This is a genomic window from Enterococcus xiangfangensis (assembly GCF_005405365.1).
GTDB lineage: Bacteria > Bacillota > Bacilli > Lactobacillales > Enterococcaceae > Enterococcus_A > Enterococcus_A xiangfangensis.
On record NZ_BJDX01000005.1, the window covers coordinates 1 to 22,149 of the forward strand.

At 41.6% G+C, this 22,149-nt stretch carries 17 protein-coding genes; 2 read left to right on the plus strand and 15 right to left on the minus strand.

The features are described 5' to 3' along the window. Nucleotides 1-90: 90 nt before the first annotated feature. From kimA to FFM68_RS07130, 14 genes are all read right to left on the minus strand, one after another. A complete protein-coding gene (gene kimA / locus FFM68_RS07065; protein ID WP_137618716.1) occupies nt 91-1,914 on the minus strand; it encodes a potassium transporter KimA in 1,824 nt (607 codons plus the stop codon). A gap of 152 nt (nt 1,915-2,066) precedes the next feature. After that, a complete protein-coding gene (locus FFM68_RS07070) occupies nt 2,067-4,805 on the minus strand; it encodes a YhgE/Pip domain-containing protein (protein WP_137618717.1) in 2,739 nt (912 codons plus the stop codon). Nucleotides 4,806-4,959: 154 nt separating this feature from the next. After that, on the minus strand, nt 4,960-5,274 hold the full coding sequence (locus FFM68_RS07075) for a hypothetical protein (RefSeq protein WP_137618718.1): 315 nt from the start codon (nt 5,272-5,274) through the stop codon (nt 4,960-4,962). Between the two features lies 1 nt (nt 5,275). Then, a complete protein-coding gene (locus FFM68_RS07080; RefSeq protein WP_137618719.1) occupies nt 5,276-6,208 on the minus strand; it encodes an NADP-dependent oxidoreductase in 933 nt (310 codons plus the stop codon). A 228-nt stretch (nt 6,209-6,436) separates the two neighbouring features. After that, the gene (locus FFM68_RS07085; RefSeq protein WP_137618720.1) at nt 6,437-8,314 is read right to left on the minus strand and encodes an ABC transporter ATP-binding protein; all 1,878 of its coding nucleotides are present in this window, start codon (nt 8,312-8,314) and stop codon (nt 6,437-6,439) included. Beyond that, a complete protein-coding gene (locus FFM68_RS07090; RefSeq protein WP_137618882.1) occupies nt 8,307-10,046 on the minus strand; it encodes an ABC transporter ATP-binding protein in 1,740 nt (579 codons plus the stop codon). Before FFM68_RS07090 ends, FFM68_RS07085 begins: the two co-directional genes overlap by 8 nt. Before the next feature lie 356 nt (nt 10,047-10,402). Continuing rightward, the gene (locus FFM68_RS07095) at nt 10,403-10,774 is read right to left on the minus strand and encodes a type II toxin-antitoxin system PemK/MazF family toxin (RefSeq protein WP_137608874.1); all 372 of its coding nucleotides are present in this window, start codon (nt 10,772-10,774) and stop codon (nt 10,403-10,405) included. 110 nt (nt 10,775-10,884) lie between these two features. Next, a complete protein-coding gene (alr, locus tag FFM68_RS07100; RefSeq protein WP_137618721.1) occupies nt 10,885-12,012 on the minus strand; it encodes an alanine racemase in 1,128 nt (375 codons plus the stop codon). Between the two features lie 19 nt (nt 12,013-12,031). Continuing rightward, a complete protein-coding gene (gene acpS, locus FFM68_RS07105) occupies nt 12,032-12,382 on the minus strand; it encodes a holo-ACP synthase (protein ID WP_137608876.1) in 351 nt (116 codons plus the stop codon). A 145-nt stretch (nt 12,383-12,527) separates the two neighbouring features. Then, on the minus strand, nt 12,528-14,102 hold the full coding sequence (gene cshA, locus FFM68_RS07110) for a degradosome RNA helicase CshA (protein WP_137618722.1): 1,575 nt from the start codon (nt 14,100-14,102) through the stop codon (nt 12,528-12,530). Between the two features lie 330 nt (nt 14,103-14,432). Beyond that, complete coding sequence (locus FFM68_RS07115; protein WP_137618723.1) at nt 14,433-15,788, minus strand: UDP-N-acetylmuramoyl-tripeptide--D-alanyl-D-alanine ligase; 1,356 nt, start codon at nt 15,786-15,788, stop codon at nt 14,433-14,435. Between the two features lie 153 nt (nt 15,789-15,941). Beyond that, nucleotides 15,942-17,006 (minus strand): D-alanine--D-alanine ligase, encoded by a 1,065-nt coding sequence (locus FFM68_RS07120; protein WP_137618724.1) that lies wholly within the window; start codon nt 17,004-17,006, stop codon nt 15,942-15,944. 100 nt (nt 17,007-17,106) lie between these two features. Then, complete coding sequence (locus FFM68_RS07125; RefSeq protein ID WP_137618883.1) at nt 17,107-17,556, minus strand: YaiI/YqxD family protein; 450 nt, start codon at nt 17,554-17,556, stop codon at nt 17,107-17,109. A 202-nt stretch (nt 17,557-17,758) separates the two neighbouring features. After that, on the minus strand, nt 17,759-18,658 hold the full coding sequence (locus FFM68_RS07130; protein WP_137618884.1) for a metallophosphoesterase: 900 nt from the start codon (nt 18,656-18,658) through the stop codon (nt 17,759-17,761). A 128-nt stretch (nt 18,659-18,786) separates the two neighbouring features. On the opposite strand from FFM68_RS07130, the gene FFM68_RS07135 reads away from it, so the two are divergent. Beyond that, nucleotides 18,787-19,185 (plus strand): hypothetical protein, encoded by a 399-nt coding sequence (locus FFM68_RS07135; protein ID WP_137618725.1) that lies wholly within the window; start codon nt 18,787-18,789, stop codon nt 19,183-19,185. A 29-nt stretch (nt 19,186-19,214) separates the two neighbouring features. Next, nucleotides 19,215-19,760, plus strand: a complete 546-nt coding sequence (locus FFM68_RS07140) for an LOG family protein (RefSeq protein WP_137618726.1) — start codon at nt 19,215-19,217, stop codon at nt 19,758-19,760. A 70-nt stretch (nt 19,761-19,830) separates the two neighbouring features. On the opposite strand, the gene gshAB is transcribed toward FFM68_RS07140, so the two are convergent. Then, nucleotides 19,831-22,092: a bifunctional glutamate--cysteine ligase GshA/glutathione synthetase GshB gene (gene gshAB / locus FFM68_RS07145; RefSeq protein ID WP_137618727.1), complete on the minus strand. Its 2,262-nt coding sequence runs from the start codon at nt 22,090-22,092 to the stop codon at nt 19,831-19,833. Between the last annotated feature and the right edge of the window lie 57 nt (nt 22,093-22,149).

The following is a 22,149-nucleotide window of genomic DNA, read 5'->3' on the forward strand; positions in this document are numbered from 1 at the left end:
TGGCTTCCATAAATCACTAAATGATTTATGGAAGCCAATTTTTTCCTATGAAGGACTATGACTTATGTCACGGCCTCCTCTTTAGTGAGATTATTTTTTTAGATGATAGTTATACGTGCCGACAATAATGTCATCACGATAAGATAAACGGAAGCGCAGACGCATCGCTGTTTGATTGTGCAGCGAACGTTTCCACGTACGATTTGGGACAAATTCCGGTATCAAAACGGTCGTAGTATAATTATGTTGTCGTGCATTTTTGCTTACACGGTCAACATAGCGGCTGACTGGATTGACGATTGAACGATACGGTGAACGAACGACAGAGAGTCGAACATCTGGGAATTTCTCACGGAATTCGTGACGGATCTCCCGTTCTTTCTCTTCGTTTTCTTCTAGCGAAACGTGCATAGCGATCACATAGTCACCGATTGAACGCGCGTAGTTGATTGCTCCGATATTTACTTGTGTTACATTTCCGACTAATACGATGACTGTGTTTCCATCATATTCATGCAATTCCACATCATCGACCAAACGTAATTGTTCCGCTACGTTTTTATAGTGTTCATGGATTTTATAAAAACCAAAGATTAAGATTGGCATGATGATAAAGAATGGCCAAATATCTGGTAATCGATAGATGAACAAAATCAAAACGATCGCAAAGGAAATCACCGCACCCACGATATTAGCCAGTGATTTCCTGACCCAATGTGCTCCTTCTTTACGCCATTTCAAGACCATCCCAGTTTGTGACAAGGTAAATGGAATAAATACTCCGACTGAATACAATGGAATCAAACGTTCAGTTGAACCTTGGAAAATAAAAAGCAAAACGATCGAACCAAGTGCCAAAGTGATGATCCCGTTAGAGTAGCCTAATCGATCTCCACGGTCTTGGTAACGATGCGGCAGGAACTTATCCTTAGCCAAGTTGTAAGCCAAGACAGGAAACGCTGAGAATCCTGTGTTGGCTGCTACAGCTAAAATCAAAGCCGTAACAAATTGTAAAACATAATACATGATTCCTTTACCAAAAACTGATTCACCAACTTGTGACAACACGGTAACTTCTGTCGTAGGAACAATCCCGTACCAATAGTTCAAGAATGTGATTCCAGTAAAGAAGAATCCTAATATCAAGCCCATCATAGCTAATGTGCCGGCCGCATTTTTTGCTCGCGGTTTTTTGAAGAATGGAACGGCATTACTAATTGCTTCGACCCCGGTCAATGAAGACGAACCTGATGAGAAAGCCCGCAGCAAAAGCGCCATGGAAATCCCTGGCACGACTGCGCCAACTTGAGCGGTCGCATGCAGAGGGACGGTGCCGGTTAGAATTTTCACTAGACCGACAACAATCAAAATAGTGATGACTGCAATAAAACTATAGACTGGCAACATCAACAGTCCCGCACTTTCGCGCAATCCGCGTAAATTCATCAGCATCAATAATAAAACAATAATGACAGAAATCAAAACACGATGATGATAAAGCGCTGGAATCGCAGAAGCGATGGCTTCAGCACCAGCTGAGACAGAGACGGCTACAGTCAGCATATAATCGACAAGAAGTGAGCCTCCTGCGATCAATCCGGCATTCTTTCCTAAGTTCTCACTGCTGACGACATACGCGCCGCCGCCATGAGGATAGGCATGGATAATTTGACGATAAGATAAAATCAATGACGTTAACAAAACTAAAACGACGATCGCGATCGGCAACGAATACCAAATCGCCGCTGCTGACAAGGTGACTAAAACGACTACGATCTGTTCTGTTCCATAAGCTACAGAAGACAATGCATCTGAAGAAAGCATCGCTAACGCTGCAAAACGCGACAGATTTTGATCATCATTTTCAGATGATTTCAGTGGTCGTCCAACCAGCAAACGTTTAAGATAATCCACTAAGACTCACTCCTTTAATAAAATACAACAAGCGAATATTACTCGTACTCTATCTAAATGTCAATGATTTTTTTACTGACTTTTTACGAGCTGAAAAAAATACAAAAACAGGCAAGAAAACAGCGATCTGCTGTCGTCTTGCCTGTCTTTTTTTAATGGAATATTTTGCTTTCGTGAGCGACTTTCGTCAATTTTTTCAAATGCGGTTGTAAAACAGGATAAGCCCACGTTCCTAAGATCCCAAATACGATGAAAAGTACGACCATCACAATGATATCTTGCGTCGCATTTGGCCAATAAATCCCGCCGGCACTTTCCCGTAACAGATTGACTGCGTGGGTGAATGGCAACCACGGATTGACGGCTTGGAAAAACTTGCCGGATACTTGGATTGGGTAGTTCCCGCCACCACCGGAAATAGAAAGCACTAGGATGATGATTGCGATCCCTTTGCCGACCGTTCCAAAAAGCGCCACGAGCGTGTAAACGATCATCATAAAGGCTAGCGCCACTAAGACCGCAAACAGAATGCTGTACACTGGATTTTTTACGTAAACACCCAGCAAGAAAATATTTCCCAATGTTACGATCAAAGCTTGCCCAACGCTAACTGCTAAATACGTCAGCATACGTGCACCAAATTGTTCACGTTTTGTGTATTTACCGCGCTCTTTTTTATCCAAAAAGAATTCTGTGGTTGTGACACTTGAAAATAGTACCGCGCCGACCCATAAACACAATGCTGTATAAAATGGTGTGCTGGCTGAACCATTATTCGCGATTGGATACATCGCGTTTGTTTGTAGTTCCACTGGTGTTGTGAAGAAATCACTTTCCTTTTGAGCATCCAATTTCAGCAATTTCAAAACTTGGCCAAGATCAACTTTTTGATCTCCTTGCTGGATCGCATTCGCGGCTTTTTGAATACCTGCTCGCAGTGTCGGCCAATCATTTTGAATCAAATCAGTAGCAAGATCTAATGCTTGTTCGACCTCTGGCATTTTATCATTTGCGATTTTCAACCCGCCGGTCAAATCTTCTTTCACCCCTGGCCAATCATTTTGCATGAAGTTTGCGGCTAGAGCTAATTTTTGTTCTACTACCGGCAATTCATTGTTATAAAGATCGGCACCTGTATTGATACCATTCACGATGTCCGTCATATGACCATTCAATAGTACATTCGCATCATGAACTTCCTGACCGATCGCTGGCATTTGTTTTTGATACTTTTCCAAGAAAGTGATCGCGTTGCTGACTGTGCCTTCAGTTGAATTCAAAAGTGAGGCGAAATCAATTTGCTGCGCTTGGTTCAAGACACCTTGGGCCGTGTTGATCATGGCAATCAGCTTATTCAGAACTGTGCTGACTGTCTGCCCTACTTGCTCAGCATTGATACTTCCGACTAAATTAGCAATTCTTCCAGCCGCAGTATTAATTTCGCCTAAATATGCTTTTGCTCTGTCAGTTGTTTCTTCGTTTTGAACAAAGTCATTCAACTGACCGAAACGGTTGCTTAGATCGCCAAGTGAATTACTTATGTTTCCTAGTCGACTTATAATCGTTGCCAAGTTTTGACTTGCATCTGTGTTCCCATTATCATCGGCTACTTTTTTTAAGTCGCTTAAAAATTGGTTTAATTTAGTAATTGCTGCTTGCTGATCAGCTAAATTACTTTGAAAGTCACTAATGATTGCCGCAATATGTGCTTTTTCTTCAGCTGTTAATTTTTCTTTATCTAATAAAGCAGACAGATCACTAGTAATTGATTGTGTCGTCGTAGCTACTTGACCAATGGATTCCAACGTGACTTGAACGCTGCTTGAAATGCTTGGTATAGCCGTTTGGAGTTTTTCTGCGCCGTCTTTTGTTGTATTCGCAAAATCGTTGGCTTGATTGCCAAGCTTTTGAATGTCCGGCAAGATCGTCTGTACTTGATGAATGATGTTCAGCCCTTGTTTGGCTTCATTGATTCCGTCATTCATCGTCGTTTCGATCTCAGAAAAATCATTATCGACTTGGGCGATTTGATCGCCGGCTTGTTGAATCTCAGGGATCTTTTGCTGCAGCGTCAAAATGACACTCGCTTGTTTTTTGATCTCCGGCATTTTTTGATTCAACGTGATCAATTTTTGTCCCATCGCGTCCACTTGCGGCAAATATGCTTGCAATTCATTTGCCTTAGCTAATTTTTCTTTTAGCTCAGGTAGCTTGCCTTGCACTTCGACGACTTCTTGCGTGTATTTATCAATCTCGTCTAAATTATCATTGGTCGTCAGAATCAAATTTTTGACTTTATTGATGCTTACCAAGTTGGCGTCGATGTCGTAGCCAATCTCATTAAAAACTTTCAGCAAGGTCGAACTGGCAGTTTTAATAAATTCTTGGCTAATCTCTTGTTGAATCGAGCTGGCCCCTTTATCAGTGATTTTTGGGGCGATTGCATTGATTTTTTGATTCAAATAATACTCGATTTTTGGTTTTTGGATCTCGCCGGAAGTAAAACTCAATAAATCTTTAGAAAAATTTTCCGGTAAATAAATTCCTGCATAATATTTCCCTGACTTTACACCTTCAACGACTTGTTTTTTCGAGTCGACAAAGCGCCAGCCAAGTTGTTTATTTTTATGCAAATTTTTGACCACTTCATTTCCAATCTCGATATCTTTGTTTTCAAACGTGGCTCCTGCATCCGCACTGTAAACCGCAATTGGCAATTCGCCAGTATTCGAATACGGATCCCATAACGCCTTGATATTGAACCAAGCGTAAAGAGATGGGATGATGACTAAAGCTGCCATCAGAAAAATGGCGATCGGATTTCTAAAAATCCGACGCCAATCTAATTTAAAGAGATTCCATGTATGTTTAAGCGATTGAAAAACGTTCATTGATTTCACCTACTATTTTTTCTTGCTGAACTACTGTAGCATGGATTTTCAGCAAATTTCAATTCTAGCGAGTGTCTGGAATCTGCTTTTTTGACATTCCTAATGATTTGTCACAATTGTATCCCTTTTCATTCAATAAATACTAAAGAAATGCTTAAAAATTAAGATTTTTTCTCATGATAAAGCGTTCCAATAGTTGCTCGGTCAATTCCTCGATCTTAGCTGAATCTGCTTGTGTTAAGTTTAAAATCGGTGTTTCTTCTAAATCGCGCAAGCGAATCGGTTCAACCTGATCATCTACTTGCCGCAATGTCACTTCTGGATGCGGAACTTTTTCGCCGCAAGGGCCGGCTGCTAAATAGGCCAATTGATACCCGTCTTCGATCTCCCGCAACCGATAATAGCCGTCAGCCAGATCTTCTGTGCCATCATAATTTGCTTTTACTAATGACCATTTCTTCTGATCCATGTTATTGCTCCTTTTTTATAATAATTTTTCCCGCCGATGGGTGTCCTTCTAATTTTTCATGTCCGTAAATCACGCTTGCTAGAGTAAACGGCAAAACTTCCGCGATCTTTAACTGGATTTCATCAGCTACTTCTGTTAAAGCTGTTAACGCCTCAAAATCAGAATATTCTTTTGATGGTCCAAACGCCAAATAATTTCCAGTTTTCGTTTGTTCCTTCGGTAAAGCATTCAATGCTACAAAATTTCCGCCGGTTTTCATGATCTGTACGCCCGCTTCTCCAGCAACTCCGCCTTTTGTCGCATCAATCACAGTATCTGCTTGATTGGCAAATACTTTTCCAGCATCTGCTTGATCGTAAGCTGCGAACTGATCTGCGCCCAATCGGGTGACCCATGATTCGTTTCGTTTAGAAGCTGAAGCAAGTATGGTTTTGCCTTGTTTTTTCAAAAATTGGACCAATAATGAACCAACCGCCCCGGAAGCTCCTTGTACCATGACGGTTTGACCGATCGTATCTCCTAATAAATGTGTGACTAGATTATAAGTCGTCAGCCACGGTGTCACCAAACCTGCTGCCACTTCCCACGATAAAGCAGCCGGTTTTTTCACGATTTTTTTCCCTGGAGCAACGATTTCTTCACCGTAAGTCCCGCTGATTGCATGAACGATCACTTCATCACCAACTTTTACATGAGTGACTGCCGCACCAACTTCAGTCACGATCCCTGCACCATCATTTCCTAATACATACGGAAACTTCACTATCCGAAAGTCGCGCATTGCTCCTTGGCGCAAAGCAACATCGTACGGATTAATCGCGAAAGCTAATAACGCTACACGAACATGGGTTTCATCGACTGGACGAGCTTCTGCTTGGATCTCAATCAATACATCTTTGGCTGTTCCATAGTCTTTTAATGCAAATCGTTTCAACTTCATCCATCCTCTCTAACTGCTGAAAATAATTTCTTGCGCCCAATTCTTTTTGATCATAAATTTTTTTACTTCAGGAAACCTGACAAAGCACTTCATAAAATTAAACTCTCCCTTGGAATCGTTTCCTTTTCGAAAATCTTTATCCTTATTGTAGCGATTATCGTTTACTTGTTCCAACAAAAAGGTGTGTCTCGCATATGCAAGACACACCTTTTTTGATAAGCGTTAATCTAATTCAACTTTTCCAGTATACAATTGATAGTACATACCATGTTCAGCCAGTAAACTTTCATGATCGCCACGTTCGATAATTCGACCATGATCCATCACCATGATGACATCTGAGTTTTGAATCGTCGATAACCGATGGGCGATAACAAATACTGTCCGACCTTCCATCAAGCGATCCATCCCCGATTGAACGATACTTTCTGTTCTAGTATCGATACTAGAAGTCGCTTCATCCATGATCATCACTGGCGGATCAGCAATCGCTGCTCGGGCAATCGCTAATAATTGGCGCTGTCCTTGCGACAACCCTTCCCCATCACCGGTAATCACTGTATCGTATTTTTCCGGTAAATGTTGAATAAACGTATCTGCATTCGATAATTTGGCCGCTTGATAGACTTCTTCATCCGTTGCACTCAAATTTCCATAACGAATATTTTCTTTGACTGTCCCAGTAAATAAATGCGTATCTTGCAAGACGATCCCTAACGAAGAACGCAGTGAATTTTTTTCGATTTTCTTGATATTGACTCCGTCATAACGGATTTTTCCTTCTTGAATATCATAGAAACGATTGATCAAATTTGTTATCGTCGTTTTACCGGCACCAGTCGCGCCGACAAAAGCAACTTTTTGTCCTGGTTCAGCGTAAAGATTGATGTCACGCAAGACTAAATGATCATCATTGTACCCAAAATTGACATCCTCAAAACGAACATCACCGGTCAAGCGGACATAAGAGAGTGTGCCATCTTCATGGGGATGTTTCCAAGCCCAGATTCCGGTCCGTTCATTTGTCTCGATCAATTCTCCATTGACCTCTTTGACATTGACTAAAGTCACATAGCCATCGTCAACTTCTGATTCTTCATCTAATAGCTGGAAGATCCGATCTGATCCAGCCAACGCCATGATCACGAAATTGATTTGTTGAGAAATCTGACTGATTGGACCGTTCAATGATCGACTGAGCTGTAAGAATGCAGCGATCATTCCGACTGTCAACGCAGAAACACCATAAACAGCAAATAATCCACCGATGATCGCAACTAAAACATATTGGATGTTCAAAAGATTCATCATAATCGGCATCAACGTATTTGCGGTAGCATTGGCTTTAGTGGCACTTTCTTGCAACTGATCGTTGATTTCATCAAAATCATTGATCGCTGCTGCTTCATGATTGAAAACTTTTACCACTTTTTGACCGTGCATCATTTCTTCAATATAACCATTGACCGCGCCTAAAGAACGTTGTTGTTCGCCAAAATAGCGGCCGCTGCGATTCGTGATGAAACGCAAGATCACAAACATCAGCGTGACTGAAACAAGGACAAAACAAGTTAATGGCACACTCAATGAAAACATTGCGATGAAAACCGAGACAAAAGTCACGAGCGCCATCAGCAAGTTGGGAATACTTTGTGAGATCATTTGTCGCAGCGTATCGGTATCGTTGGTAAAGTGACTCATGATATCACCATCCGCATTTGAATCAAAATAGCGTAGAGGCAATGTCTCCAAATGATTGAACATCTGATCACGGATTTTTTTCTGCGTTCCTTCTGATACTTTTACCATGATCAAATTATATGAGAGCGTCCCTACGATCCCGACAGCATAGATCAACGCCATCGTTAAAATCGCCTTTAATAATCCGGTGAAATTCGGATTGTTTTGTCCAATCAGCGGTGTAATATAATCATCGATCACGACTTGCAAGAACAATGAGCCGCGAACATTGGCAAATGCACTGATTAAGATCATGAAAAAGACAACGATCAGCTGTGCTTTATGTTCTTTTGCCATGATCTTCAATAAGCGTTTGATCGTTCTGAGCGGATTGGATTCAGCTGCAAATTTTTTATTCATCCCGTTCACCAAATCCTTTCTGTTGCGAATCAAAGACTTCTTGATAGATCGTGTTGTCTGCTAACAACTCGTCGTGTGTCCCGACGCCATTGATCTTTCCATCATCTAACACGATGATCCGATCAGCATCTTGGATCGAACTGATCCGTTGCGAGATAATAAATGTAGTGGTACCTGGAATTTCCTTGACTAGACCTTCACGAATTGCTCGATCCGTCTTCGTATCGACCGCACTCGTTGAATCATCCAAAATCAAGATCTTCGGTTTTTTCAATAATGCGCGAGCGATCGTCAAGCGTTGTTTTTGTCCGCCAGAGACATTATTCCCACCTTCAGAGATCATCGTTTCGTATTTGTCAGGAAATTCTTGAATAAAGGGATCCGCCTGTGCGATCGTTGCGGCATGGATCACTTCTTCTTCAGTTGCCTCTGGATTTCCCCAACGGAGATTTTCTGTGATGGTCCCGCTGAATAAAACATTATTTTGTAAAACCATCCCGACTTGATCACGTAGCGTTGCCAAATCATAATGCCGAACATCGTGACCGCCGACTTTGACCATTCCATGTGTCACGTCATAAAGTCTTGGGATCAACTGGACAAGACTCGATTTTGAGCTCCCAGTCCCGCCGACGATCCCAATCACTTCACCAGACGCGATCTTCAAATCAATATTTTCTAAAACTAATTTATTCATGTCATCTTTATAACTAAAACAAACATCTTGAAATTCCACTGAACCATCAGGTACTTCCAGTAACGGTTCAGCCCCATTTTTCAAATCACTTTCTTCACTGAGTACCTCTGTGATCCGTTCAGCAGAAGTACGAGCGATCATCAATTGAACAAAGGTCATCGACATCATCATCAGGCTCATTAAAATTTGCATCGTGTAGTTGAACATGCTGACTAATTCACCAGTTGTCAAATTCCCTTTATCCACGATCAATTCAGCTCCTAGCCATGAAAGCAACAGCATACACGTATAAACTGCAACTTGTAACAGCGGCATATTGAAGGCAACGATCCGCTGAGCTTTCGTAAAATTATCAAAAACCAATTTTGATACTCGGCTGAATTTTTCTTCCTCATATTCTTCTCGAACGTAAGATTTCACTACCCGAATTCCTTGAAGATTTTCATGGACAACGTTGTTCAAGCGGTCATAGGTCCGAAAAACTTTTTCAAATAATGGGTGGGCAAAACGAATGATCAATCCTAGCCCGATGACCATGATCGGTACGATTGCTAAATAGATCATTGATAATTCTCGATTGATGTGAAAAGTCATCACCAAAGAAAAAATCAAGATCAACGGTGAACGGACTAAGATTCGGATTACCATTTGGTAAGCATTTTGCACGTTCGTTACGTCTGTCGTCAAGCGAGTAATCAAGCTGGAACTGGAAAAACGGTCAATGTTTGCAAAAGAAAAACTTTGAATCCGTTCAAATAGATTATGCCGCAGATTTTTAGCAAATCCCGCCGAAGCGACCGCAGCTGTCCGTCCTCCTAGCGTTCCTGTAATTAGTGCGAACAGCGCACACAAAAACAACAATCCGCCATAACGCAAGATCGTATTCGGATTACTTTTGTCAATTCCATGATCGATCAAGCCGGCCATGATCAACGGCATGATCACATCCATCAAGACCTCTCCCATGGTAAACAGTGGCGTTTGTAAACTTTGCTTCTTGTATTCACCGACGTTTGCCAGTAATTTTTTTAACACACACTCACGTCCTTTCATTTCTGTATCCATAATTGCTTCTTATAGTATAGAGACTTTTTCTTAAAAATTCTAATGAATTTATTCCGTTTGATTAAAAAACATGATTGAAATCCCCGTCTTCTTTAGGCCAAATCATTTCCAACCGATAGACAGTTTCAAAGATCAACACCTGTTTTCTAATAGAAAATGTGTTTTTAACCAGCTAGTATAGTACTTGCTGACACCTACTTTTCACACTAACTATCTCCCTCAAACTAATCGCTTCTTTTCATTTCAACGGTTGAATCTTTTTGAACGATTCAAAAAGGACGCAATGCATGATCGCGCCCTTCGAACCAACAAACTTGATTTGATTTTTATGTAAGATTTGGCGCAGCTGCAGACATCGTTTCAATTCCGACACTGATCCGCAAAGCTGCATCTACTTCTGCCATTAAACAGTTGTCTAAATGACACACTTTTTCTTTCAAACGAGTTTTATCGATCGTACGAATTTGTTCCAATAAAATGACCGAATCTCGCTCGATCCCAGTACCATTTGATTTGATTCCAATATGTGTTGGTAATTTAGGTTTCGCCATTTTCGCTGTGATCGCGGCGATGATAATCGTTGGACTAAAATGATTGCCTAAATTATTTTGGATCACCAACACCGGACGAATCCCTCCTTGTTCAGAACCAATAACTGGCGATAAATCTGCGAAATAGATATCACCACGCTTAACCATACTATTCTCCTTACCCCTTTTAAAGTAGCCGTTTTTCTAATGAAAAATGACCCTGCTTAGACCGTTTTTCCAAACACTTTTTACCTTGTTCCATGATATTTTACTTATCTTCATTCTTGATAAATTCTTGGTACCCGTTCTGAAAGCATACAACAAACTTCATAATGGATCGTCCCAAGATGATCGGCTACATCTTGCATCGTGATCTCTTGGTCTTTGCTTTTGCCGATTAAAGTCACTTTTGTTCCGACTTTGAATTCCCGCGGCAATCGGATCATCAATTGATCCATACAAACACGACCAACAATTTCGCAAAATTCGCCTTCTACTAATAACGAAAAACCTTGCATCTTTCGCAGCCAGCCATCCGCATAACCGATTGGAACAGTGCCGATCCATTCCTTTTTAGATGTATCATACGTTTTTCCATAGCCAACACCTTCGCCAGCAGACAATTCTTTGACTTGGATCAATTCAGAAATTAATTCCATCGCCGGTTTCAATGGATACGTTTCAGCTAATTCATGACCCGATGGATTCAACCCGTACATTCCTACACCATAGCGAATCATATTCCCCGGCATGTCTTTATCATGCCATAAAGCCGTCGCGCTGTTGCTGGAATGCACATACCGCGGCAAATGATCAAGTGCCGTGATCACTTTGGTGAAACGATCCGCTTGTTTATGCCAATAGGTCGTGTCTTGTTCATCTGCTGTTGCAAAATGGGTAAACAATCCTTCCCAAAGCAGATTTGGCGAAGCATCAATGATTTCGACCGCCTCTTTGACCGCTTCAGGTGTTTGAAACCCGAGCCGTCCCATCCCTGTATCAGCTTTGATATGAATTTTTATCGGCGTAGTCGTTTTAGTTAAATCTTTTAATACTTCTTGTGCTTCGATCAGCCATTCTTTTGTTGCTACTGTAATCGATAGATCATAGTCGACAACTAATGATAAATAACTTGGAAAAACAACACTCAATACTAAAATCGGTTCAGTGATCCCTGCTTCGCGCAATTCGATGGCTTCGTCCAAAGTAGCTACACAAAATCCAGTCGCGCCGGCAGCTAATGCCTGTTGCGCTGTAGCTACTGCACCGTGTCCGTAGCCATTGGCTTTGACTACTGCAAATAATTCTACCGATTCAGGTAAACGCGCCACCTCATTTTTAATATTTTCGCTCATTGCTTTCCTATGTATGATAGCTCTCGTTGGTCGATGATAGGTTACAACCATAAACTAAGTGTCCTTCTTTCTATTCCTCCAGCAATACTTGTGCAATTGCTAGTTCCTCTGTGTGAGTCAAGCTGACAAAAACTTTTCCCTGATGAGGTGATTTTGTAAAGGCGGGGGCACCATTGTCATTTCGTAAAATCTCTAAATCCTGAAAGCTGACTTTTCCGATGCCGGTTCCCCAGGCTTTAGAAAAAGCTTCTTTACATGCATACCGTCCTGCTAAAAATTCTACCTGACGATGCGGAGAATGACTAGCAAAAAGGGTCTGTTCTGCTGGAGTTAGTATCCGTTCGACAAAATGCGGCCGTCGTTCAATAATTTTTGCGACTCGTTTCAGCTCCGTCGCGTCGATCCCGATTCCTTTGATCATGCTCTCAACCCTTTCAGCAATATCTTTATTTTACCAAAGACTTATTTAAATGCTATGTTTTTTTCAAAGAATTCTTTCAAAAAAACTCCCCAGTCATACAAAAAGGCCATCAATCAAAAAGATCGATGGCTTTTTTACTGATAAATTAATCGTTCGAATTCGTACGGATCACAAAACCGCGTTTTTTGTCATTGCTGCGGTTTGTGTTTTTATTGTTAGTGTGTTGTTTGCTTCCGCCGTAGTTTTTGTTTTTGTTGGTGCTGCTATTGCGGTCACGATCTTTACGATAGTTGTCTTTGCCACGGCCGCCGCCACGGTTGTTACCACCGCCACGATTGTTGCCGCCTCCGCGTTTGCCGCCGTTACCACGATTGAAGCCGCCTTTTTTATTTGAAGGCAATGGACGTTCTGGCGTGATTTTTACAGGTACTGAATCAGCAGGATCTTTCGCAGTCGTCTTCAACAGCATCGCTGCTAATTCTTCTGGCGAATAAGTTGCTAACAATTCTTTTGCTGATTCGGCATATTTTTCTAGACTATCGGAATTTTCTTCCATTTGGCTTTGGATTTGTTCCATCGCCGCGCCTAATTGGCCTTTGAATGCTTCTTTTTCGGTTGGCGGACGAAGTGGTTCCATCCGTTTCTTCGTCAAGTTTTCAATGACATGCAAGTAGCCCATTTCATTTGGTGTAACGAATGTAACGGACATCCCGCCTTTACCTGCACGACCAGTACGGCCGATCCGGTGAACATAGCTTTCTGGATCTTGTGGAATATCATAGTTATACACGTGGGTAACACCTGAGATATCTAATCCGCGAGCGGCAACGTCTGTCGCTACTAAGATGTCAAGATCTCCGCGTTTAAATGAACGCAAAACGCTCATTCGTTTTTGTTGTGATAAATCGCCATGAATTCCTTCAGCTTTATAACCGCGAGCTTCAAGTCCGCGAGCTAATTCATCAACACGACGTTTAGTACGACCAAAGACAATCGCCAAATCTGGTGTTTGTACATCAAACAAACGAGTCATGATATCGAATTTTTCGTAATCTTTTCCACGAACATAATATTGATCGATCAAATCAGCTGTCATTGCTTTAGTCTTGATTTTCACATGTTCAGGATTGTTCATAAATTTAACGCCGATTTTTTTAATTGCATCAGGCATTGTAGCTGAGAACAATAACGTTTGGCGTTCTGCAGGGACTTTACTGATAATTTTTTCGATATCTTCTAGGAAGCCCATGTTCAACATTTCGTCTGCTTCATCTAAGACTAATGTTTCCACTGTTTCTAGTTTTAATGTGTGGCGATTGATATGGTCGAGCATCCGGCCGGGTGTTCCGACAACGATATGCGGACGATCTTTCAATCCACGAATTTGGCGACCGATGTCTGCACCGCCGTAAACAGCTTGAACGCGAACTTTTTTATCGCGGCCTAAACGATACAATTCTTCTTGTGTTTGGATCGCAAGTTCACGAGTTGGTGAGATTACCAATCCTTGTAATGCATTGTTCGTTGTGTCGATTTTGTCTAGCATCGGCAACCCAAATGCTGCAGTTTTACCGGTACCTGTTTGTGCTTGTCCAATAACATCTCTTCCGTCTAAAGCTAAAGGAATAGTTTGTTCTTGAATCGGTGTCGCTTCTTCAAAACCTGCGCGTTCAACCGCGAGCAATAGTTCTGGTGATAATTTTAGTTCTTTGAATTTCAAATGATATCCTCCTAATGTCTGTTGACCTTATCATTTAGAGCGTATGGTCTGGTATCTGCGTTTGGTCTGCAACTGTCCCTTAGTTGCCGTCCTTAGCGATACTACCGAAAAACCGCTCCGCGAAGTCAGGCGGAAGGATCATCTCTCACAAAAAGTGGTTGAGACATCGTTCAATTGAAAAATGCCCCAACCGCTTCTCAAAAATAATTGGTAAGCCAGCAAACAGTTTGCTAGCGAATCTTTAATTTATTGGATGACTCATTCAATCATTACTTCATTTCTCGGCAATGGCTCATTCTAGCACATCATTTCATTTTCTGCAACTTTTCACTACTTCTGTAAAAACTCGACAACTTCCAACAAGCCCATTCCATTACTGCCTTTTAAAACTACGCTGTCATCTGCTTGCAAACTATTTTTTACAGCTTCCATCATTTGAAGTTTTTCTTCTTTATTGAAATAGTGAACGGCTAATGCCGGATAACGATCCGCCAAAGCGACCTTCAATCCCTTCATGTCTTCACCATATAAAAAGATCTCTTGAAAATCTTGATCGTTGATATGTTTTACCATACTGGTATGCAATGATAAAGAATCTGCGCCTAACTCTAGCATATCTGCCAAGACCGCTAATCGGCGACCTTCTGTCGGTAATTTCGCAAATGTATCCAATACAAGACCCATCGCTGTTGGATTGGCATTATAAACATCGCTCAAAATATCTGCACCATTAGCTGCCTTCAACCACTGTGTCCGGTTTTGAGTAACTTGCACATAAGCCAAGCCTTGGAAGATCTCATCATTACTCAAATCAAACCAGCGCCCAATCGCCATTGCGATCAAGGCATTTTGAACATTGTAGCTTCCTGGTAAAGGAATTTGATAGCCGTTGTCTTCTACTGAAAAAACAGTCGCGCCTTTGCTTTCATTCAAGATCGTAGCAGAAAGCTCGCCGTTTTGGATCCCGACTGTTTTGACTGTTTGTGACAATGAGTGCGTCCGTTCTGCTAACAATGGTTCATCTGCTGGAATGATCAACAGTCCATCGGGTGCAAGTCCTGTTGTAATCTCCATTTTGGCATCCGCGATTTTTTCTCGCGAGCCTAAGTTTTCGATGTGGGCTTCTCCGATGATCGTGATTGCAGCAACATCCGGCTCAGCCAATTCAGATAAAACACTGATTTCCCCGGCATGATCCATTCCCATTTCTAAAATTAATTTTTCGGTTCCTTCCGGCATATGCAAAATCGTATAAGGCAAACCGATATCATTATTGTAATTACCTTGGGTTTTATAGGTTCGGAATTTTTGGTTGAGAACCGCTTCCGTCATATCTTTAGTCGTAGTCTTGCCATTTGAGCCTGTGATCGCGATCACGTCTGGATTTTCTTCCAGCAAATAATAGCTTGCTAACGCTTGAAAAGCCAACAATGTATCTTTTACTAAGATCACTGCGATCCCTTCAGGCGCCGTTTCAGCAGCTCGGCTCCACAATGTTGCCGTTGCTCCATTTTCGATCGCTTTTGCTACAAAATCATGGCCGTCGTTTGTCCCTTGCAACGGGATGAACAAATCGCCTGCTTCAATTTTTCGTGAATCGAATTCGACACCAGTAACGGTCACCTCATTTTCCGTCAATACTTCACCTTGAACGGCCTTGCCGATGATTGTCGTTGTAAAATTCATGGTGTTCCTCCCATTTTTTTGGTTTCTGACTTAAAAAGACTACGCAAGCGCGCTAATTTTGATCAAGCAGTCAGCGCATTTGATCCATTAAAAGAAACTTGAGGCATCATTCATCCAGAATCATGTCTCAAGTCCTGTGATTAAGCTGTCTGATTATTCAAAAGCAGCTTGCTGTTCGTAACGTTTCAGTCCTAATTGAATCAATTCTTCAATCAAGTCGCCGTACTTCAGCCCCATGTTTTCCCATAATAATGGGTACATACTGAATTCTGTAAAGCCAGGCATCGTATTTAATTCATTCAAGAACAACTCGTTTTTGTTGGTCAAGAAAAAGTCGCAACGGCTAAGTCCTGATCCGCCTAACATCGTATACGCTAACTTCGCAAAATCACGTGCTTTTTGCATAACATCTTCCGGCACCTCTGCTGGTATTGCCATTTGAATCGTGTTGTCGATATACTTGGCGTTGTAATCGTAAAAAGCAACTTCTTTAACAACTTCACCAGGCAGCGTCGTCCGTACATCGTCGTTGCCTAACACAGCAACCTCGATCTCACGCGCATCGATTCCTTGTTCTACTAACGCCCGTGAATCATAACGATACGCTTCTTGCAGCGCATTTTGTAATTCTTCACGATTTTCTGCACGAGTGATACCAACACTTGAGCCCATGTTGGCTGGTTTGACAAACATTGGGTACAATAACGTTCCTTCACATTTATCAAAAATTTGTTTTGGATTTTCTTTCCATTGATTTTTCAATACAGGTACATATGGAACTTGCGGAATTCCAGCAGCTTGCAAGATATATTTAGTCATGATCTTATCCATCGCACAAGCACTAGTCATCACACCAGTACCCACATACGGCATGTCCAATGTCTCTAAGAATCCTTGAATCGTTCCATCTTCGCCGTTAGGACCATGTAAAACTGGAAAAACAATTGCGTTATCTTCTTTGATATCGCCAGGCGCAATGACTTTTCCGCTGAATCCTTCGACTTCATGACCCGCTGTGTCCCAAGTCAACCGCAATACTTCGTCTGTTTCTGGTGCTTCCGTTAGTAATGGGCCTTGGACCCATTGACCGGTTTTATCGATATAAATAAGCTGTACTTGATAATAGTCAAAATAAACCGCAGAAATAACTGAAAAGGCCGACAAAATTGCAACATCATGTTCTGGACTTTTCCCACCATAAAGTAAAATAATTTTCAAATGAATATCCTCCGTTACTTTCTGATCCTTAATATTTTAGCACAAAAATCAAAATCCCCAAAAAGAAATTTCACAAGTATTACAAAGCTTATCATTTTGATTACATTAAAGACCGTCGAATCAGACTTTCTAAAACTTCTTTAAAATGTTCGCGGTCGTCATTTGTGAAGGGTTTGGGCCCTTTTGTACGCTGCTTGGCTTGCCGCATTTTGCTGCCGATAAATCGTTGGGTCAATAACGCATCAATATTCATTTGAGTATATTCCAACCCGCTCTGATGCAACACGTGCGCCGCTTTTGTCAACGTCAAAGATGCCAATCCATAGTCTTGCGTGATTAAAATATCTTCTGGCTGAATAACTGAAACGATCTTAAAATCAGCCGAATCTGAACCCGGATCGACATAAATAAAAGTCACAAAATCTGGGTATTCTTTTTTTGAATAATGATCGATACTCGTGACGATCACCACTGGCAGCTTGAATTTTCCAGCGACGGCGATCGTTGTATCTTTTACTGGCGAACCATCACCATCGATGATCAAACGCATGTTTATCAACCTCTCCACTTAACCAAGTCTCCTTTGATTGCTTGAGACTTTTTCTCTCCCCATTGTTGCAAGGATCGCAACAGGTTGCAAGTGGTACTGACAGAAAATTTGATCTTTTGTTCTTTCCAGCTGCTGGCTTTGTCATTGAAAACTTGCTGCCTTTTTCGCCAAAAAATTTTTACTGACTCTACGATTCTGCCTTTTAATAAGGAATTAATGTGATTGCTTGGCGGAATTCTTCGATCAAGTGCTGCTCTTGATACGCGGAAAATTCTGCTTGATGTTTTTTTAATAAGCTGCGCATCTTCATCGGAAGATATACTTCTGCTAGTTGATTCGCTAAAACAAAATCTCGTGTAATCTTCCATTCATAATAATAACCTAACGGCCGACAGCTGTAGATCGTATCATGGAATAGTTGATCTTCGAAACGGCGATGGGTATGACCAAAAACGACTTGCCGAATATTGGGGTACTGATCCAGTAATTCGCCTAACGCTTGCGATCCTAAGAAAGCATTTAGTTTGTTCCAAACTTGATAATTGCCACTTTGATGGATCACAAATTCTGCTTTTGGGACAAAATGCGTGGCTAAGATCACTTGATAATTTTTTTGCGCTAAATCATCTAATACTTCCCGCAGTTGGTGCAAAATTGCTTGATTGACTGTCTGATCATCCGAAAAACGTTCAATGATGCGATCAAACCAATAAATATTTTTAATTGAGCGATTCTGCTGCGGATCTTTTGTTTCAGAAAAACTATAATCATACCAGCCGTTGAAACCTAACAAGACTGTCCGCTGATTCAGCGGCAAGTAACGAAGATTTAAAAAATGGCTGTCTGGATAATGTTCAATCATCTGCTCGCCTTTCAGCTTGCCCATCTCGTGATTGCCCAGATTAAACGTTGTCGGCAAGCCGCGGCGGCGGAAAAATTGATTGACCGCCAATGTTTGCTCGATCTGATTGGCCGTGTCGCCTGCAAAGTGCAAACGCGTCACCTGTTGTTCGTTCAACACACTAAAAAGTATTTCCAACTCTTGTTCGTTGAAATGATTGATATCTGCATGCAAATCTGTTATCACAGCTAAATTCCCCATTTGACCGTCTCCTTCTCGTTTACTGTACACAAACCGTTGAAATAATGCGAATCAAATGCTGATCTGCCGGCAAGGTTTTTTTCAGATGTGCTATACTTAATTAACAGATATTTAAGGAGGGAACTTTGATGGTCACTTATCAAAATTTGCAAACCGATTTATTGCAAGCGCTTGATTTACACATCGATATTTTGAAAGAAGTCGATGATATCGAAAAAGAAGAGCTGCCAGGGTTTTTATTTATGATGCGCAGTTTAGGCTTCATGCTGGATCGTGCACCGTTGGTTTTAGCTAGCAGTGACGATGAGGAAATGTACTATATGATGTTCCAATATTACTGCCTCTTAAAAGAATTAAAATTTAATCTGGCGATGAGCTTTCCCCATGCTAAGATCCAAGGCGAGCCTTTGATCGATACTGTCGAGCGCTTCCCTGCCGACTACGAAAAAGAAATGAAAGTTTGGTGGGAAGAAAAAACAGGATTGACTGTTGAAGAAACAAAACAGACGATCGAACTAGCTGAGTAAATTATCCGAATGAATCAGGAGGCGATCGAATGCGCATCGCTGTATATTGCGGAGCTCATCTCGGAACTGATCCAGCCTATCAAAAAGCCGCACAAGAATTAGGCAGCTGGATTGCCGAACAGAATTATGAGCTCGTTTACGGTGGCAGTAAACTAGGGTTGATGGGAACAGTAGCTGACAGTGTGCTGGCTAATGGCGGGACAGTGATCGGAATCATGCCGCGCTTTTTGTATGACGAAGAGCGTGTCCATCCTAACGTGACACGATTGATCACTGTAAATGATTTAGACGAACGCAAGAAAACTATGATGCAGCTGGCAGATGTTTGTCTTGCCCTGCCTGGCGGTATCGGTACATTAGAAGAAATCAGCAAAGCCTATTCATGGTTGCGGGTCGGACAAACGGCTAATCCTTGTATTTTTTTTGATGTAAAAAATTATTATGATTTATTACAAACTTTTTTTGATCAGATGGTCGAACACGCTTTTTTATCAAAAAAAGATCGACAGTTAGTTTTATTTTCCAACTCACTGACCGAAATTCACGCCTTCATCCACACACATTACCAAAAATGACCCGTGCTGACAGCACGGGTCATTTTTTTGAGAATACAACAGAATTGGATGGTTGCTGAAATACTCTTTTTTAGATGTTCATTTCTGGATATAAAAAGCGTAAAACATCTGTCGTCAAACGGCGGCTTTTGCCGATGTATGGATAGATGTGCATATGCATCATCGGATTGAAATTTGCTTCAATGATGCCATAATCTGCTGCTGTTTCATACGGTTTGTCTTTATCCGGGATGATCAAATCGATCCCGCTGATGCTGGCGCCCAAAACAGCGACAGCCTCGATTGCTAATTGTTTGTAGCTTTCATCCATTTCATCAGTTACGTCGATTGAATCGCCGCCAGTCGAGACATTTGAATTTTCCCGTAAGAAGACTTGCTGATCTTTTTCAGGAATACTGTCAATCCGCAGTCCTTGTTCTTTCAACATCAATTGTTCCAACTCGCCTAGTTGAATTTTTTCCAACGGCGACCGATGATTGATTCCTCGCAATGGACTTGCATTTTTTTCAGCAACAAGTTCTTCGATTGATCGTTTTCCATCACCGATAACATTGGCAGGTGTCCGTAATAAAACTGCCTTCACTTGGTGATCGATCACAAAGAAACGATATTCCGTTCCTGCCAAAAATTCTTCAATGATCACTTCATCATCTTCAGCAAAGGCGATCGCTAAACCAGCATTGTAATCAGCAAGTGCCGTCTCGCCTTTAAAGATCGTGATGCCTAAGCCGTAATTCGTCGTTTTGGGTTTAATGACAAAAGCATTTTGGGCAAAACGCGGATAGGCTTTTTGTGCTTCTGCTATCGAAGCGAATGTTTCGCCTTGCGGAACATGGAAACCGGCCCGCGCCAATACGATTTTAGTCACTGTTTTATTCGCCATCAACAAAGGTGCGATGTACGTATCTTTACTGGTCATATTCCCATTTTTAACTAATTCTTGATGATCTTTGTGTTGCAGTTTTACAAATTGATCTTGCCGATCCAATACTTCGGTTTCAATACCTTTTTGGATCGCATCAAACAGCAAGTTCTGCGTGGACAATTCCATTTCTTGGAACCCAGCCAATTGATAAGGGCGAGCCCAAGCTTGTTCATAAAACTGCTGCCCAAGTTCCAACGCGACTGCCGCCTGTCCTTTAGCTTCATCTAAAGCTAAGATTCTAGCTGCCAACGTTTCTTCTGGATGGTCCAACCAACGTTGATAGTTCTTCAATAAGTCAGCACCCGTCAATTCCAACTCATCGACCATTTGCAGCATTTCTGCAAAAATAGCATGGCCTTCTGCTAAATATGCTGTCGTTTCTGTCGGGCGCTCTAATGAAACAGCGTCACTGATACGATTGCCTTCAGCTACCCATTCATCGGCTGACAATTTTTCTTCTGTCCACAACAAATAAAGCATGAATAAATGTAGAAATTCGATCTCATCTGAGCTGATTCCCACACGTTCAAAAGGATTCAAGTCGATATTTCGCAATTCTATATAACGGATTCCGGTTTGGAACAAATCTGCTACTTTTTTCCCGCCGCGCATTCGGATGGGTGCATAAAATTCTTTTTCTTCAGACAAACGTCCTTGCGCAACATTTTCTGCCAATTCTTCACTATAGCGTGCCAACGTTTCATAAGAAACTTGTACGTCTGGCTTATTTACATACCCATAACGGCTCGTTCGAATGCTACGCACCGGTTCTTTCGGGCGGTCAGCGTTGTCAAAATAGCGTGCCTCGCTCAGCGGACTTGCACCAAATAAATAGGTGATCAACCAGCGATAACGTAAAAAATTACGGGCAGTCTTCATATATATCCGGGTCTTGAAGTTTTCCATGGAAGCTTCTTCAGTCTGTGCCAAAAATAATTGTTTGATTAAATCTAAGCCGTATTCAAAATTAAAATGAATCCCGCTCACCATTTGTTTTCGTTTGCCATACTCCCGCGCCAAATAACGCCGATACAAAACATCCGCGTGATTTTCTAATTTTGCGATCTGGATGTCTTCTTCTTTTTCAGGCAGTGCTGGCGGCATCGAAAATGGCCACATCATTTCATCTTTTGGCATACTTCGTTGAGCCACATCGTGAATTGCTTCTAAACTTGCTAACACTTCAGCCACTGATTCAGTAACTGGTGTGATCAATTCTAATTGTGTTTCAGAAAAATCAGTCTGGATGTAAGGGTGGAAGCTCCGACTCCCTACCGAAGCTGGATGATCGGTCCGTACTAGATTGCCTTCCAGTGTAACTCTTTGACTTTCCTTTTCAATTCCATAGCGCGCTTGCAACAAGAAAGGTTTGACCATTTCTTGTACCATCATGTTTTTTGTATTCATTTGTCCATAGCCTCCCATGCTACATTATATAGAAGAACCTCCAGAAACAGAACGGAA

Excerpts from the sequence above, each read along its gene's own strand:
- FFM68_RS07070 (WP_137618717.1), bottom strand. The coding sequence starts at position 4,805 with ATGAACGTTTTTCAATCGCTTAAACATACATGGAATCTCTTTAAATTA.
- FFM68_RS07075 (WP_137618718.1), bottom strand. The coding sequence starts at position 5,274 with ATGGATCAGAAGAAATGGTCATTAGTAAAAGCAAATTATGATGGCACA.
- FFM68_RS07085 (WP_137618720.1), bottom strand. The coding sequence starts at position 8,314 with ATGAATAAAAAATTTGCAGCTGAATCCAATCCGCTCAGAACGATCAAA.
- FFM68_RS07095 (WP_137608874.1), bottom strand. The coding sequence starts at position 10,774 with ATGGTTAAGCGTGGTGATATCTATTTCGCAGATTTATCGCCAGTTATT.
- alr (WP_137618721.1), bottom strand. The coding sequence starts at position 12,012 with ATGGTTGTAACCTATCATCGACCAACGAGAGCTATCATACATAGGAAA.
- acpS (WP_137608876.1), bottom strand. The coding sequence starts at position 12,382 with ATGATCAAAGGAATCGGGATCGACGCGACGGAGCTGAAACGAGTCGCA.
- FFM68_RS07115 (WP_137618723.1), bottom strand. The coding sequence starts at position 15,788 with ATGAATTTTACAACGACAATCATCGGCAAGGCCGTTCAAGGTGAAGTA.
- FFM68_RS07125 (WP_137618883.1), bottom strand. The coding sequence starts at position 17,556 with ATGCGTTTGATCATCGATGGTGATGGTTCGCCAGTAAAAGATACAACG.
- FFM68_RS07130 (WP_137618884.1), bottom strand. The coding sequence starts at position 18,658 with ATGGGGAATTTAGCTGTGATAACAGATTTGCATGCAGATATCAATCAT.
- FFM68_RS07135 (WP_137618725.1), top strand. The coding sequence starts at position 18,787 with ATGGTCACTTATCAAAATTTGCAAACCGATTTATTGCAAGCGCTTGAT.
- FFM68_RS07140 (WP_137618726.1), top strand. The coding sequence starts at position 19,215 with ATGCGCATCGCTGTATATTGCGGAGCTCATCTCGGAACTGATCCAGCC.
- gshAB (WP_137618727.1), bottom strand. The coding sequence starts at position 22,092 with ATGAATACAAAAAACATGATGGTACAAGAAATGGTCAAACCTTTCTTG.